This is a genomic window from Belnapia mucosa (genome assembly GCF_016775475.1).
GTDB classification, from domain to species: Bacteria; Pseudomonadota; Alphaproteobacteria; order Acetobacterales; family Acetobacteraceae; genus Belnapia; species Belnapia mucosa.
Genome location: NZ_JAEUXJ010000002.1, coordinates 204794 through 219469 on the forward strand (window position 1 = coordinate 204794; position 14676 = coordinate 219469).

16 protein-coding genes are annotated in these 14676 nt (G+C 71.7%); 11 read left to right on the top strand and 5 right to left on the bottom strand.

The features are described from left to right. Window positions 1-4: 4 nt before the first annotated feature. From JMJ55_RS05605 to JMJ55_RS05620, 4 genes are read left to right on the top strand one after another with little or no spacing between them, the layout of a single operon-like run. Window positions 5-499, top strand: a complete 495-nt coding sequence (locus JMJ55_RS05605) for a chemotaxis protein CheW (RefSeq protein ID WP_202824531.1) — start codon at window positions 5-7, stop codon at window positions 497-499. 20 nt (window positions 500-519) lie between these two features. Then, a complete protein-coding gene (locus JMJ55_RS05610) occupies window positions 520-915 on the top strand; it encodes a response regulator (protein WP_202825004.1) in 396 nt (131 codons plus the stop codon). Beyond that, window positions 912-1991 carry a chemotaxis-specific protein-glutamate methyltransferase CheB gene (gene cheB, locus JMJ55_RS05615; RefSeq protein ID WP_407927527.1) on the top strand — a complete coding sequence of 360 codons (1080 nt, stop codon included), beginning with the start codon at window positions 912-914 and terminating at the stop codon, window positions 1989-1991. Before JMJ55_RS05610 ends, cheB begins: the two co-directional genes overlap by 4 nt. After that, window positions 1988-2809 carry a CheR family methyltransferase gene (locus JMJ55_RS05620; RefSeq protein ID WP_202824532.1) on the top strand — a complete coding sequence of 274 codons (822 nt, stop codon included), beginning with the start codon at window positions 1988-1990 and terminating at the stop codon, window positions 2807-2809. Before cheB ends, JMJ55_RS05620 begins: the two co-directional genes overlap by 4 nt. A gap of 183 nt (window positions 2810-2992) precedes the next feature. Here JMJ55_RS05620 and ctrA read toward each other — a convergent pair whose 3' ends face one another. Next, the gene (gene ctrA, locus JMJ55_RS05625) at window positions 2993-3736 is read right to left on the bottom strand and encodes a response regulator transcription factor CtrA (protein ID WP_202824533.1); all 744 of its coding nucleotides are present in this window, start codon (window positions 3734-3736) and stop codon (window positions 2993-2995) included. A 146-nt stretch (window positions 3737-3882) separates the two neighbouring features. Between ctrA and JMJ55_RS05630 the strand changes: the two genes are divergently transcribed. The 3 genes from JMJ55_RS05630 to JMJ55_RS05640 all read left to right on the top strand — a co-directional run bounded on the left by JMJ55_RS05630 (window position 3883) and on the right by JMJ55_RS05640 (window position 5959). Continuing rightward, complete coding sequence (locus tag JMJ55_RS05630) at window positions 3883-5220, top strand: FliI/YscN family ATPase (protein ID WP_202825005.1); 1338 nt, start codon at window positions 3883-3885, stop codon at window positions 5218-5220. Then, the gene (locus tag JMJ55_RS05635) at window positions 5210-5602 is read left to right on the top strand and encodes a hypothetical protein (protein ID WP_202824534.1); all 393 of its coding nucleotides are present in this window, start codon (window positions 5210-5212) and stop codon (window positions 5600-5602) included. Before JMJ55_RS05630 ends, JMJ55_RS05635 begins: the two co-directional genes overlap by 11 nt. A 96-nt stretch (window positions 5603-5698) precedes the next feature. Beyond that, complete coding sequence (locus JMJ55_RS05640; protein ID WP_202824535.1) at window positions 5699-5959, top strand: hypothetical protein; 261 nt, start codon at window positions 5699-5701, stop codon at window positions 5957-5959. Between the two features lies 1 nt (window position 5960). Here the strand turns inward: JMJ55_RS05640 and hppD are convergent, their stop codons facing one another. Both hppD and phhA read right to left on the bottom strand, forming a co-directional pair. Continuing rightward, complete coding sequence (gene hppD / locus JMJ55_RS05645; protein WP_202824536.1) at window positions 5961-7064, bottom strand: 4-hydroxyphenylpyruvate dioxygenase; 1104 nt, start codon at window positions 7062-7064, stop codon at window positions 5961-5963. A 12-nt stretch (window positions 7065-7076) separates the two neighbouring features. Then, window positions 7077-7910 (bottom strand): phenylalanine 4-monooxygenase, encoded by an 834-nt coding sequence (phhA, locus tag JMJ55_RS05650; RefSeq protein ID WP_202824537.1) that lies wholly within the window; start codon window positions 7908-7910, stop codon window positions 7077-7079. Between the two features lie 113 nt (window positions 7911-8023). On the opposite strand from phhA, the gene JMJ55_RS05655 reads away from it, so the two are divergent. Next, entirely contained in the window at window positions 8024-8497 is a 474-nt protein-coding gene (locus JMJ55_RS05655) for an Lrp/AsnC family transcriptional regulator (RefSeq protein WP_202824538.1), read from the top strand. On the opposite strand, the gene JMJ55_RS05660 is transcribed toward JMJ55_RS05655, so the two are convergent. Beyond that, on the bottom strand, window positions 8469-9737 hold the full coding sequence (locus JMJ55_RS05660) for a flavin-dependent oxidoreductase (RefSeq protein WP_202824539.1): 1269 nt from the start codon (window positions 9735-9737) through the stop codon (window positions 8469-8471). The genes JMJ55_RS05655 and JMJ55_RS05660 overlap by 29 nt on opposite strands. A gap of 137 nt (window positions 9738-9874) precedes the next feature. On the opposite strand from JMJ55_RS05660, the gene JMJ55_RS05665 reads away from it, so the two are divergent. Beyond that, entirely contained in the window at window positions 9875-11311 is a 1437-nt protein-coding gene (locus tag JMJ55_RS05665; protein WP_202824540.1) for an alkaline phosphatase D family protein, read from the top strand. A gap of 80 nt (window positions 11312-11391) precedes the next feature. On the opposite strand, the gene JMJ55_RS05670 is transcribed toward JMJ55_RS05665, so the two are convergent. Beyond that, window positions 11392-11772 (bottom strand): hypothetical protein, encoded by a 381-nt coding sequence (locus tag JMJ55_RS05670; protein WP_202824541.1) that lies wholly within the window; start codon window positions 11770-11772, stop codon window positions 11392-11394. 165 nt (window positions 11773-11937) lie between these two features. Between JMJ55_RS05670 and mmsB the strand changes: the two genes are divergently transcribed. Further along, entirely contained in the window at window positions 11938-12816 is an 879-nt protein-coding gene (gene mmsB / locus JMJ55_RS05675) for a 3-hydroxyisobutyrate dehydrogenase (protein ID WP_202824542.1), read from the top strand. 42 nt (window positions 12817-12858) lie between these two features. After that, the gene (locus JMJ55_RS05680) at window positions 12859-14667 is read left to right on the top strand and encodes a sensor histidine kinase (protein WP_202824543.1); all 1809 of its coding nucleotides are present in this window, start codon (window positions 12859-12861) and stop codon (window positions 14665-14667) included. Window positions 14668-14676: the final 9 nt, after the last annotated feature.

Below are 14676 nucleotides of genomic sequence, written 5' to 3' on the forward strand. Positions count from 1 at the left end.
CGTCATGCAGACCCAGACCTCCACCGCCCCGACGCCGGGCGTGCTGGCGCGTGGCGCCGTCCCGACCGATGCGGCGGATGACATCTTCCTGACGCTGACCGTCGCCGAACAGCTCTGCGGCGTTCCAGTCCTCGCCATCCGTGACGTGCTCGGTGTGCAGGCGATCACCCGCATCCCGCTCGCCCCCGCCGAGGTGGCGGGCAGCCTCAATCTGCGCGGCCGCATCGTCACCGCCATCGATCTCCGCCGTCGCCTCGGCCTGCCGCCGCGCAGCGAGGGCCATGCCGGCGCGATGAGCATCGTCGTCGAGCGCGATGGCGAGCTCTACAGCCTGCTTGCCGACCAAGTGGGCGAAGTTCTGCCGCTGCCACGGGTCGAGCGTGCGCCCAATCCGGTCACGCTCGACCCCGTCTGGCGCGACATCTCGGACGGCGTCCACCGCATCGGTGAGCGGCTGCTGATCGTCATCGATGTCGAGCGGATCCTGGCGATCGGCTGAGCCCCATGGGAGAGACCCCTATGCAGACCGGCGGCCCCGCCACCTTCCTCGTCGTCGATGACAGCCGCACCGTGCGCAAGGCCGCGCGGCGCATCCTGGAGAAGCTCGGCTTCACCGTCGCCGAGGCGGGCGATGGGGTGGAGGCGCTGGCTGCCTGCCGCGCCACGCTGCCACAGGCGGTGCTGCTCGACTGGAACATGCCGGTGATGGACGGCATCACCTTCCTTCGCGCCGCCCGCGCCGAATTCGGCCCGGACCATCCGGTCATCCTGCTCTGCACGACCGAAGCCGCGATGGAGCGGATCGTCGAGGCGCTGGGTGCCGGTGCGCAGGAATATCTGATGAAGCCCTTCGACGAAGAATTGCTGCGTGACAAGCTGACCCAGGCCGGGCTGCTGCAGGACCGGGCGGCGTGAGCGCCGATCCCGTCCGGGTCATGCTCTGCGACGACAGCACCACCGTCCGGGCCGCCCTGGCCCGGGTGCTGGAAGCGGATGCGGAGATCCGCGTCGTCGCCCGCGCCGGGGATGGCCGCCAAGCCGTCGCCGCCTTCGCCGCCCTGCCGCCCGCGGGGCGGCCGCAAATCGTGCTGCTCGATCTCGAAATGCCGGTGATGGATGGGATGACGGCGCTACCGCTGCTGCTGCAGCAGTCGCCGCGGCCGGCTGTGATCGTCGCCAGCGCCCTGTCCCAGCGCGGCGCCAGCGCCACCATGGCCGCGCTCCGGGCCGGCGCCGCCGACTATATCCCGAAGCCCGGCGCGGCCGGCGGGGGCCTCGCCGATCCTGCCTTCCGTGCCGAGCTGATTGCCAAGGTGAAGGGCTGGGCCAGGGTCGGCCGTGCCGCTCCTGTTGCACGCCCGGCCCCGCGCCCGCCGGCGCTGCGCCCAACACGGGGGCTGCGCGCCATCGGCATCGGCTGCTCCACCGGCGGGCCGCAGGCCTTGGCCCGGCTGGTGCGTGGGCTGACCACGCCGCTCACCGTGCCGCTGATCACGGTGCAGCATATGCCGGCCGGCTTCACCGCCATGCTGGCCGACCATCTGGACCGGCTCGGCGGCCCCGGCTGCGCCGAGGCGCGGGATGGCGAGGCGCTGCGGCCCGGCCGGATCTACCTCGCCCCGGGCGAGCACCATCTGCTGGTGGAATCGCGTGCGGATGGCGGGCTGCTGGCGCGGCTCTCCGATGCGCCGCCCGAGAATTTTTGTCGCCCTGCCGTCGATCCCATGCTGCGCAGCTTGGTCGCGTGCTGCGGCGGGGCGGTGCTGGCGGTGATCCTCACTGGCATGGGCCAGGACGGGTTGCAGGGATGCCAGGCGGTGGCCGCCGCCGGCGGCACCGTGCTGGCGCAGGATGAGGCGAGTTCGGTGGTCTGGGGCATGCCGGGCGCCGTTGCCCGCGCCGGCCTGCCCCGCGCCCTGCTACCGCCCGAGGCGCTGGCCGAGCAGATCCTCGCCGCCGCCGGAACCGCCAGGCAGGGAGCCCTCGCATGAGCCCGGACAGTTTCGCCTTCATCGCCGCCCTGGTGAAGGGACGCTCCGGCCTCGTTCTGACGCCGGATAAGGGGTACATGCTCGAAACCCGGCTCGGCCCGATCCTGAAGCGGGAGGGCTTGGCGAATCTCGATGCACTCGCCGCCCGGCTGCGCGATCCGCGCGCCGCCTTAATTGCCGAGGCGGTGACCGAGGCGCTGACCACCAACGAGAGCAGCTTCTTCCGCGACGGCAAGCCCTTCGAGCATCTGCGCCGGCTGCTGCCCGCGCTGGCGCGGGCGCGGCCCTCCGGTGCCACGCTGCGGATCTGGTCCGCCGCCTGCTCCACCGGGCAGGAGGCCTATTCCATCGCCATGCTGCTGCGCGAGCTGGCGCTGGAGGGGCGGCGGGTCGAGATCATCGGCACCGACATCGCCGAAAGCGTCCTCACCCGTGCGCGCGATGGCTACTTCACCCAATTCGAGGTGCAGCGCGGCCTGCCAGCCCGGCTGCTGGTGCAGCATTTCCGGCAGGAAGATGGGCGCTGGCGCGTGGCGCCCGAGCTGCGCGGCATGGTCCGCTTCGAGCGCGGCAATCTTCTCGGCGATCTGCGCGGTGTCGGCCGCTTCGACGTGATCTTCTGCCGCAACGTGCTGATCTATTTCGATGCCCCGACCAAGGCGCGGGTGCTGAACGCGCTGGCGGCGCAGTTGCAGCCGGATGGCGTGCTCTATCTCGGCGGGGCGGAAACGGTGCTCGGCCTGACCGAGCGGTTGGTGCCGGTGCCGGGCGAGCGCGGCGCCTATGGGCTGCTGCGGGAGGCGGCGCTGGCGGTCTGAGCCCATCGGCGCTGTCTGGTCAGGCGAAAGCCCTGTCCGGCAGCGCCACTGCCCTGGCATTCCCTATGGGTATCGCGGATCCGCTGCGCCTCGGCCTTGGAGCCTTTCACCGCGCGAACATCATCCTTGCCACCGTCTCGCGGCATCGCCGGGCCTGGCGCCCGGCGAGCCTGCGGGCCTTGATCAGGCCACTTGCCGCGCCAGCGGCGCCGGCACCGGCGGGCGGCCATTGAGGAAGCTGCCGCTCAGGCGCGCCTCCGGGTCGCGCAGCATGTAGCCGCGGCCCCAGACCGTGCCGATCAGGTTGTCCGCCCCTGCCTGGGCCAGCTTCTTCCGCAGCTTGCAGATGAAGACGTCGATGATCTTCACCTCGGGCTCATCCATCCCGCCATAGAGGTGGTTCAGGAAAGCTTCCTTGGTCAGGACCATGCCCTTGCGCAGCGTCAGCAGCTCCAGGATCGCATATTCCTTGCCGGTCAGATGCACCGGCTGCCCGGCCACCGTCACCTCGCGCGAGCCGAGATGCAGGGTCAGCGGCCCGACCGACAGGCTGGGCTGGGAGAAGCCCTTGGCCCGCCGCACCACCGCCTGGATGCGCGCCAGCAGTTCCTGCCCGTCGAAGGGCTTGGTGATGAAGTCGTCGGCGCCGACGCCGAAGCCCTTCACCTTGGCCTGCGGCCGGGCGAGGCCGGAGAGGATCAGCACCGGGGTCTCGATCCGCGCGGCGCGCAGGCGGCGCACCACCTCGTACCCCTCCATATCCGGCAGGACCAGGTCGAGGACGACGATGTCGTAGTCGTAGAGGCGGACCAGCTCCAGCGCCTCCTCCCCGGTGTCGACGGCGTCCACGACCATGGCGGAGGCCTTCATGATCGCGACGATGCCGCGGGATGTGGTCAGGTCGTCCTCAACCAGTAGAACACGCATGTTGCGCTCTCCTGCACGTTTAGCGTGTGTAGAGATACCACCGACGCGCGCAATTGGAAGAAGCTATTCATCTTTGAGACGTATGAAGATGCGAGACAGCGTTCCAAAAACTTAACCACTCGGCCCAGGACGGAGCCTGCATGGAAATGAAAGCAAGCTTTTCCAGCCAGTTGCCGGCACTCACCCGGTTCGACCCGTACCGGCTGCATGGCACGGTCGCCGCGGCGGCCGGTCTGCGGCTGGTGGTGGAGGGGCTCGCGCCATGGTTGCAGTTAGGTGCCCGGCTGGAGCTGGAGGCTGCGGGCCGCCCGCCGGTCCCGGCCGAGGTGGTCGGCTTCGAGGCCGGTCGCGCCACCGCACTCGCCTTTAGCCCGCTGGAGGGCATCGGCCCCGGCACCCGTGCCAGCCTTGCGCCCGCCGCCGCGCTGCCGGTGGCAGAGTCCTGGCTCGGCCGGGTCATCGATCCGCTGGGCCGGCCGATCGATGGGCGAGGCCCGCTCGCGCCCGGCGCGCAGCCGCGCCCGCTTCGCGCCCCGCCGCCCGAGGCCGGCACCCGCGCGCGGCTCGGTCCGCGACTCGATCTCGGCGTCCGCGCCCTCGATGCCTTCGCCACCTGCCGGCGCGGCCAGCGTCTCGGCCTCTTCGCCGCCTCGGGCGTCGGCAAGTCCACCTTGCTCTCCATGCTCGCCGCCGGCGCCGATTGCGATGTGGCCGTCCTGGCCCTGGTCGGGGAGCGGGGGCGGGAGCTGCGGGAATTCCTCGAGGAGGATCTCGGCCCCGCCGGCCTCGCCCGCAGCACCGTGATCTGCGCCACCTCCGACAGCCCGCCGCTGATGCGGCGCGAGGCGGCCTATGCGGCGCTCGCCGTCGCCGAGCATTTCGCGGAGTCCGGCCGGCAGGTGCTGCTGCTGATGGACAGCGTGACGCGCTTCGCCCTGGCGCTGCGCGAGATCGGCCTCGCCGCCGGGGAACCGCCGGTGACCCGCGGCTATACCCCCGGCGTCTTCGCCGAGCTGCCGCGGTTGCTGGAACGCGCCGGCCCGCGCGCCGAGGGCTGCCCTGGCGCCATCACCGGCCTTTTCACCGTCCTAGTCGAGGGCGACGACCATGACGAGCCGGTGGCCGATGCGGTGCGCGGCATCCTCGACGGGCATGTCGTGCTGGACCGCGCCATCGGCGAGCGTGGCCGCTACCCGGCCATCGACATCCTCCGCAGCCTCTCCCGCACCGTCCCCGGCTGCCTGGCGCCGGAGGAGGCGGCGCTGATGCGCCGGGCGCGGGCCATCCTCGCGCTCCATGCCGAGATGGCGGATCTGGTCCGCCTCGGCGCCTATCGCCCCGGCTCCGATCCGGCGGTGGATGAGGCGATCCGCCTTGTGCCTCGGATCGAGGCCATGCTGGCCCAGGGCAAGGGGGAACGGGGCACCGTCGCCAGCGCCTTCGCCGCGCTGGCCGTCGCGCTGGAGGATGCGGATGCAGCGTGACCCGCTCGCCGCCCTGGCCCGCCTGCGCCGGCTGGAGACGGATATGGCCCGCCGCGCCCTGGCCGAGGCCGAGGCCCGCCTCCTCGCCGCCGAGGCCCGCGCCTCCGCGGCGGATTCGGCCCTGTCGGCGGAAGCGGGGGAGGGGATGCCGGCGGAGTATGGCGCCTGGCTGCGGCGCGGCCTGGCGGAGCGCGACCGTGCCGCCCGGTCGCTCGGCTTCGCGGAAGGGGGCGCGGCCCAGGCCCGGGCGGTGCTGGCCGGGCATCGCGCCGCCGAACGGGCGCTGGCCAATCTCCGCGAGTCCCGGGCCGAGGCGGAGCGCCGCGCAGCCGCACGCCGCGCCCAGGCGTTATTGGACGAGGCCGCGATCCTGCGCCGATGACAGGTCGTGGCCATGGCGGGGACATCCCGGCCGGCGCAGCCTGGCATGTCCTGGAAAGGAACCGGCGTGATGCACGACCTGGCAAGGCGGCCCCTGTTGGCCGCGATCCTTCTCCTCCTCGCGGCGGGCCCGGCCCTGGCCCAGGCCGATACCCCGCCGCAGCGGATCGGCCCGGAATGGGACTGGCATAAGCACCAGCCCAACCCGGCCGAGATCGAGGCCCGCGCCCGGGCCCGCAACCGCCCCGTCGCTACCGAACAGCGCCAGGGCGCGGAGGTGGACCGGCTGTACCGCGACCTCACCGGCCAGGACCCGGCCGCCGCGCGAGTGGATGCCCGCGCCGCCGACCGGCGCTGACCTACTCCGCCGCCAGCACGCCGCGGCGGATCTGGTCGAGTTCGATGCTCTCGAACAGGGCGCGGAAATTGCCCTCGCCGAAGCCCTGGTCACCCTTGCGCTGGATCAGCTCGAAGAAGATCGGGCCGATGACGGTGCCGGTAAAGATCTGCAGCAGCCGGCCGCCCTCCGGCGTCGGCGCGCCGTCGGTCAGGATGCGGTTGCGCTGCAGCCGGCCGATCTCCTCCGCCGTCAGATCGGGCATGCGCTTCGGCAGCAGCTCGTAATAGGTATCCGGGCTGTCCATGAACTCGATGCCGCCGGCGCGCATGCCTTCGACACTCGCAAAAATGTCGCTGGTGCCGAGGGCGATGTGCTGGATGCCCTCGCCGTTATAGGCGCGGAGATATTCCTCGATCTGCGACTTGTCGTCGCTGCTCTCGTTGATCGGGATGCGGATCTGGCCGCAGGGCGAGGTCAGCGCGCGGGACTTGAGCCCGGTCAGCTTGCCCTCGATGTCGAAGTAGCGGATCTCGCGGAAATTGAAGAGCTTCTCGTAGAAGCTCCACCACACATCCATCCGGCCGCGATGCACATTGTGCGTCAGGTGGTCGATGACCGTCAGGCCCTGGCCCTCCGGGCGCGGATTGGCACCCTCGATCCAGCGGAAATCGACATCGTAGATGCTGCCCTTCGCGCCATAGCGGTCGACGAAATAGAGCAGGCTGCCACCGATGCCCTCGATCGCCGGGATGTTCAGCTCCATCGGCCCGACCTTGCCGGTAACGGGCTTGGCGCCGAGCTCGATCGCGCGCTTGTAGGCGGCGGCGGCGTCCGCCACCCGGAACGCCATGGCGCAGGCGGAGGGGCCATGCACCTTCTGGAAGGCGCTCGAAAAACTTTCCGGCTCGGCGTTCAGGATGAAGTTGATGTCGCCCTGGCGCCAGAGCGAGACCTGCTTGCTGCGATGCACCGCGACGCGGGTGAAGCCGAGCCGGCCGAACAGCGCCTCCAGCGCCGGCATGTCGGGGCCGGTGAACTCGACGAATTCGAAGCCGTCCGTGCCCATCGGGTTCTGGTCGGAGATGGCGCCTGCGAAGGCCGTGCGATCGGGGGGGATGTCCATGCCTCGGTCTCCTCAGATGGGTTGGTCGCCGGGGGCGGCGGCCCCTGGCGCGATGGATTGGGCATCGCGCGCCTCGGCCAGCAAACGCGGCAGGTCCTGCATCGCCGCGAAGAGCTCGGCGTAGGAGTCGATGGCGAAATAGGTCGGCTGCAGGTCGTCGATGAAATACTCGCTGCGCAGAACGCGCCGGACGTCGAAGCGGAGGCGCCGCGGCTTCGGGCTTTCCGTCGCATGCACCGTCTCGACCGAGGAGGACAGGATGCCGGCGCCATAGGCGCGCAGGGCGCCGCCCTCCTGGATCAGGCCGAATTCCACCATGTGCCAATACAGCCGCGCCAACGGCTTCAGCGCGCCGATCCGCGCCGCCGTCTCGCCCATGCGGCCATAGGCGGCGAGGAACTCGGCGAAATCGGGCTGGGTCAGCAGCGGCACATGGCCGAAGGCGTCGTGGAAGATGTCGGGCTCGACGATGTAGTCCAGCTCCTCCGGCCGGCGGATCCAGCAGGTGACGGGGAAGCGCCGCGCCGCGAGATGGGCGAAGAAGGCGTCATCCGGGATCAGCCCCGGCACCGCGACCAGGGTCCAGCCGGTGGCCGCCCGCAGCCGGGTGGAGCATTGCGCGAAATCCGGCACGCCCTCGGCGAAGGGCAGGCGCGCCAGCCCTTCACGGTAGGCGGCGGCGGCATGGCGCGGCAGCAACGCCGCCTGGCGCTGATAAAGGGTCCGCCAGGTCGCGTAATCCTCGGGCGCGTAGCGCGCCATATCCTGGACCAGGGTGAAGTCGGCCGCGGCGGCGGCGTAGTTCCCGCGCAACCCGGCCGGCAGGCCTTCGATCAGCCCATCCATGACGGACCTCCCATGCTTGCCTGAAGGTTAACGCAGGGGCAGGAGGGTTTTCCGGCGAAGTTCGTGCCCGGTGCGGCTAGTCTTGGCGGAATCCGCTACGGAAGCCCCGCATCATGGCGAAAACCCCCATCACCCTCGATGCGCTCGACCGCCGCATCCTGCGCGCCCTGCAACGCGATGGCCGCCTGCCGGTGGTGGCGCTGGCCGAGCAGGTCGGCCTTTCCCCCACCCCCTGCCAGCGAAGGGTGAAGCGGTTGGAGGAGGAGGGCGTCATCACCCGCTATGGCGCCGTGCTCGACCCCGCCCGGCTCGGCCTGCCCTTGCAGGCCTTCGTCATGGTGGCGCTGGAAAGCCATGCCGAGGAGGTGGTGGCCCGCTTCCACAAGGCGCTGGCCGAACGGCCGGAGGTGCTGGCCGCCTATGCGATGAGCGGCGAGATGGACTACCTGCTGCACGTCCTCGCCGCGGATTTCGAGGCCTATGCGGAATTCGCGCTCAAGGCCCTGCTGCGCATGCCCGGCGTGAAGGAGACGCGCAGCAGCTTCGTCCTCACGGCGCTCAAGCCGCCGGGCGAGGTGCCAGTGTAGGAGCAGTCGTGACGCTCCAGCTCTCCCGCGCATTCAACGTCGCCGGGTCGAAGCCGGCGATGCGCTTGTAGCCCATCACCGTCGCCTCCAGCTCCGCCCGGGGGACGACGTCCTCCAGCCGCTCGAAGCCCCAGGGCGCGCGTTCATGGACGATGTCCATCACCCGGTCCGGCCCGTCGCCGCGATTGGCCTCCACCACCGCCGCCGTCGCCGGCCGCCGCACCGCCTCATAGGCTACGAGTGCCGCGGGGATATCGGGCTGCGTTGCCAGCTGCAGCGCGAGGTACCGCGCATCGAGGATCGCCTGCGAGGCGCCGTTGGAGCCGATCGGATACATCGGATGCGCCGCATCGCCGAGCAGCGTGACCCGCCCCTCGGTCCAGCGCGGCAGCGGGTCGCGATCGACCATCGGGAATTCATAGACCGCCTCGGCGGCCTCGATCAGCGCCGGGACATCCAGCCAGGGGAAGCGCCAATCGGCGAAGATCGGCAGGAAATCGGATTTGCGCGCCGGACGGTTCCAGTCCTCCCGCGCCCAGGGCGTGCCGGCGGGGAAGCGCTGCTCGGCGATCCAGTTCACCACCGCCCGTCCGTCCTCGGCGCGGCCGATCGGGTAGCAGACGAATTTCGTGTCCCGGTGCCCGGCCTGCACCATGCTGGCGCCGGTGAGATAGGGCGGCGCCAGGCTGGTCGCGCGCCAGAGCAGCGCGCCATTCCATTTCGGCAAACCTTCGTTCGGCACGAGCTGCGCCCGCACCGCCGAATGGATGCCATCGGCGCCGATCAGCAGATCGGCCCGCACCCGGTCGCCATCGGCGAATTCTGCGGTGACGCCGGCTGCATCCTGCTGGAAGCCGGTCAGCCGCCGCCCGGTGCGCAGCCGCGCCGCGCCGAGCCGCGCCTGCGCTGCCTCCCAGAGGAGCATCTGCAGCCGGCCGCGATGGATCGAGTATTGCGGCCAGCGATAGCCGGCCGAGAGGCCACGCGGCTCCGCCCAGATGGTCTGGCCGAAGCGGTTGGCGTAGCGGAATTCCTGGGTGGCGATGCCGGTCGCCGCCAGCGCCTCGCCGAGGCCAAGCTCCGTCAGCTCCCGCACCGCATGGGGCTGGAGGTTGATGCCGACGCCGAGCGGTCGGACCTCCGGCGCGCTCTCATGCAGTTCCGCCTCGATCCCCGCCGCATGCAGGGCCAGCGCCGTCGTCAGCCCGCCGATGCCGCCGCCGATGATGAGCACGCGCATGATGCGCCTCCCTGTCCGCTCCCGGTTGGATTATGCAGCATAACTCGCCGAGGCGAAACAAGCCTTGGCGCCGCTGGCGCCGCCCCGGGCGCCGGCGCATGCTCGGCCGGATGCCCAGCCGCCGCAGCCTCCTTGCCATGCCCGCCCTGCTCCTCGCCGGCACCGGCTTCGGCCGGGCGGCGGATGCGCCCTTCACCCTGGGCGTCGCCAGCGGTGATCCCTGGCCGGACAGCGTGGTGATCTGGACCCGGCTGGCGCCCGAGCCCCTCGCCCCGCTCGGCGGCATGCCGCCCGGTGCCGTGGTCGAGGTCGGCTGGGAGGTGGCGGAAGACCCTGGCTTCACCCGCATCGTCGCCCGCGGCACCGAGACGGCCCATGCGGCGGAGGGTTTCTCCATCCATGCCGAGCCGCGCGGCCTTCGCCCCGGCCGGCCCTATTGGTATCGCTTCCATGCCGAAGGCGTGCCGAGCCCGGTCGGCCGCAGCCGCACGGCGCCGGCGCCCGGCACCGCCGCGCCGGTCCGCTTCGTCAATGCCGGCTGCCAGCATCTGGAACATGGCTGGTTCACCGCTTGGCGCCACATCGCGGAGGAAGAGCTCGAGTTCGTCTTCCATTATGGCGACTACATCTACGAATTCGCCGGCCGGCAGCCCGGCCAGGCGGGCGGCTTCGGCCCCACCATCCGCAGCCATGCCGGCGGCCAATGCCGCAGCCTGGAGGACTACCGCCAGCGCTACGCGCAATACCACGCCGACCCGGACCTCGCCGCCGCCCATGCGGCGCATCCCTTCATCGCCAGCTTCGACGACCATGAGGTCGAGAATAATTGGGCCGGTGCCCAAAGCCAGCAGGATGGCCGCAGCCGCCGCCATCCGGTCGCGTTGCCGAAAGCCGCCTTCCTCGCCCAGCGCGCCGCCGCCTTCCAGGCCTGGTGGGAAGCGATGCCGCTGCGCCGCGCCCAGCGCCCGCAGGGGGCCGATATCCTCGCCCATCGCCGGCTCGGCTTCGGTGGGCTGGTCGACCTGCATGTGCTGGACACCCGGCAATACCGCGACGACCAGCCCTGCGGCGACGTCAACGGCCCCGCCTGCCCGGAGGTGGCGCGGCCCGAGGCGCAGATGTTGGGCGCGGCGCAGGAGGACTGGCTGATGCGGGGCCTCGGCGCCTCCGCCGCGCGCTGGCAGGTGCTGGCGCAGCAGGTGATGCTCATGCCCCGGCGCTTCGCCAATGACGCCATCAGCATGGACAAATGGGATGCCTACCCGGCCGCCCGCGACCGGCTGCTGCGCGGCTTCGCCGAGCGCCGCATCGCCAATGCCGTGGTGCTCTCGGGCGATGTCCACAATGCCTGGGCCGGCGAGCTCGGTTGGACGAGGAGGGGCCGGTGGTGGCGGGCGAGTTCACCGCCACCAGCATCAGCAGCACCGGGGACGGGTCGGAGGCGTTGCTCTCGACCGCCGCCACCCTGGCGCGCAACCCGCATATCCGCTTCTTCAACAACCGCCGCGGCTATGCCCTGCACGAGGCGCGGACGGACCGGCTGGAGACGGTGTTCCGCGCGGTGCCGGAAGTGACGCACCCCGACGCCCCGCGCGAGGACCGCGCCCGCTTCGTCATCGAGGCGGGCCGGCCTGGATTGCAGCCGGGCTGACCGCTACCGCCCCATCCGCCGCCGCTCGGCATCCAGCCGGCGCTGTTCCTCATCGAGCTGCCGCTGCCGCTCCTCCAGTCGTCGATCGGCCTCGGTCATGGACCGGCCGCTGCCTTCCCTGTAGCGCCGATCCTCTGGCGACCGGTCATAGGCCGGGCTGCCGCTGCGCGGGTCCACCCGCGGGTCGTAGCGGGGATCCGCGCGCTGGTCGTAGCGAGGATCGGTGCGCTGATCGTAGCGAGGATCGACGCGCCGGTCCGGCGCCTGCTGCTGGCCCTGCAGGCCGTCCCAGGCCCGTTGCAGCCTCTCCCCGATATCCTGCGCTCCGGCCGCTACCGGGGCGAGCGCGAGGACGGCCACTGCCGCCCGAACCAACTGCCGCATGGGCTTCCCTCCTTGCTTGCTGCGGAGGAAAGCGCAGGCCGGGCGGCAGGGTTCTACTGGCAAGCCCGCCGCCGCGTTCCCCACGGCTGGTCCCCGCTGGCCGGGGGCGAAGGGGCGGGGCAGAATGGCACCGCTTTGGTATGCAGCAGGCAGGGGAGGGGGCACATGGCACGGATCGGCTTCGTCGGGCTCGGCAATATGGGCGGGCCCATGGCACGCAACCTGCTGAAGGCCGGCCATGAGGTGGCGGGCTTCGACCTCGTCCCTGCCGCGCTCGAGGCCCTGGCCGCGGCCGGCGGCACCGCCGCCGCCAGCGCTGCGGAAGCCGCGCGTGGTGCCGAATTCGTCATCACCATGCTCCCCGCCGGCCGGCATGTGCGCGACGCCTGGCTCGGCGCGGGCGGCATGGCCGCTGCGGCCTCGCCCGATGCCGTGCTGATCGACTGCTCCACCATCGATGTGGCGACGGCGCGCGAGGTGGCCGGGGCCGCCGGCCGGCCGATGCTGGATGCCCCCGTCTCCGGCGGCACCATGGGGGCCGAGGCGGCGACCCTCACCTTCATGGTCGGCGGGCCGGAGGAGGCCTATGCCCGCGCCACCCCCATCCTGTCCGCCATGGGCCGGACGCTGGTGCATTGCGGCGCCGCCGGCGCCGGCCAGGTGGCCAAGGCCTGCAACAACATGATGCTGGCCGCCAATATGATCGTCACCGCCGAGGCCTTCGTCATGGCCGAGCGGCTCGGCCTGACGCATGAGGCGCTGTTCGAGGTGGTGAGCAAGTCCTCCGGCCAGTCCTGGGCGCTGACGACCTATTGCCCGGTGCCTGGCCCGGTCCCCACCAGCCCGGCCAATCGCGACTACCGGCCCGGCTTCGCCACTGCGCTGATGGCCAAGGATCTCGGCCTGGCCCAGGAAGCCGCTGCCACCGCCGGCGCTGCAACGCCCATCGGGGCTGAGGCGTTGGCGCTCTACCGCCGCTTCCTGGAAGCCGGGAATGGCGATGTGGATTTCTCGGGCATCATCCGGATGATTCGTGGCTCATGACCAGCAGCGCGTCCTGCGCCTGATCCGTATCCCCGCGCCCTGATGCCGGCGGGCGAGCACGACTTCGCGGCCATGGCCGCCGCGGTGCTGGATGCGGCCCCGGTCGCCGCCCTGCTGCTCGCCCCCGGCAGCGCCACGGCCCTGGCGGGGAACCGTGAAGCCGCCCTCCTGTTCGGCTGCCCGGAAGAAGCGGTGGTCGAGGCCTGGGCGCATGCGCTGCGGGAGGCGCCGGATCTGGCGCGACGCCTCACCGCGGTGGAGGCCGAGCTGCGGGCCGAGATCTTCGACGCCCGGCTGCCCCGCCAGGGCCTCCCGCCCGAGGCGGTGCTGGTGCGCTGCCGCCGCATCACCCTGGCCGGCCGGCCGGTGCTGACCCTTGGCCTGGTGCCCGTCATCCGCCGCCGCCAGGCGGAGGAAGCGCTTGCCATCGCCAAGCAGCGGCTGGAGGTGGCGCTGGCCGGGGCCGATCTCGGCGCCTGGCATTGGGATGCGGGGACCAACTGCCTGGAGGTCACGCCCCGCTGGGCCGCCATGCTCGGCTTGCCCCCGCCGGAGGGGCCGTTGCCGCTCTCGGCCTGGGAGGCGCTGGTGCATCCGAATGACCTGCCCCCGACCCAGGCGCGGCTGGCGCCGATGCTGAAGGGCCGCACCGACCGCTACGAGGCGGAATTCCGCATGCGCCATGCGGCTGGCCATTGGGTCTGGATCCGCGCCCGGGGCCAGGCGGTCGGACGGGATGCCCAGGGCCGTGTCCGCGCCGTCGCCGGCACCCATTTCGACCTGACCGAGCAGCGCCAGGCCGCGGCCGCCCGCGCCGCCTCCGAACGGGAGGCACGGCGGCGCCTGACCGACCTCGAATCCCTCTACCGCACCGCCCCGCTCGGCCTGGCCCAGATGGATACGGAGCTGCGCTTCGTCCGCATCAACGAAGCCTTGGCCGATATCAACGGCTTCCCGATCGAGGCGCATCTCGGGCGTCGCTTCTGGGAGCTGCTTCCCGATATCCGCGCCGCGGCCGAGCCGCTGCTGCGCCGGGTGGCGGAAACCGGCGAGACCATCCGCGGCGCCGAGATCAGCGGCGAGACCGCCCGGGCCCCCGGCGTGCAGCGCGACTGGATCGCGCAGCTCTACCCGCTACGCGACCCCGAGACCGACGAGGTGACCGGCATCGGCATCGTCTGCGAGGAGGTGACGGAGCGCCGCCGTTCCGAGCGCGCGCGGGAACTGCTGCTGCGCGAGCTGGATCACCGAGTGAAGAATCTCTTCGCCGTCATCGCCGGCCTCGTCACCTATACGGCCCGCGGCGCGGCTTCGCCTGATTCCATGCACACCATGCTGCTCGGCCGCATCCAGGCGCTGGCCCAGGCGCATGACCTGGTGCGGCCGGCGCTCGGCGGGGCGCTGGCGATGGAGGAGGGGGGCACGGCGGTGCAGGCCCTGGCGACGGCCCTGATGAAGCCCTTCCGCCCCGGCAGCCTCGCCGCGCCGGGGCGAGTGGAGCGGGTGCTGCTCTCCGGCCCGCCGGTGCGGTTGGGCCCGACCGCCGCCCCGCCGCTCGCGCTCGCGCTGCATGAGCTGGCGACCAATGCCGCCAAATACGGCGCGCTGTCGCGCGAGGCCGGACAGGTGACGCTCTCCTGGTCGGTGCAGGACGCCGCCGAGGGCAATATGCTGCGCCTGCTCTGGCAGGAACGCGACGGCCCGGCGACTCACCAGCCCGGCCGCACCGGCTTCGGCCACCGCCTGGTGACCCAGAGCAGTGGCCAGCTCAGCGGCTCGGCGCAGTTCCACTGGGCGGAACCGGGGCTGACGGTGGAGTTGTTGCTGCCCATGGATCGGCTGGGGCGTTGACCTGCTATG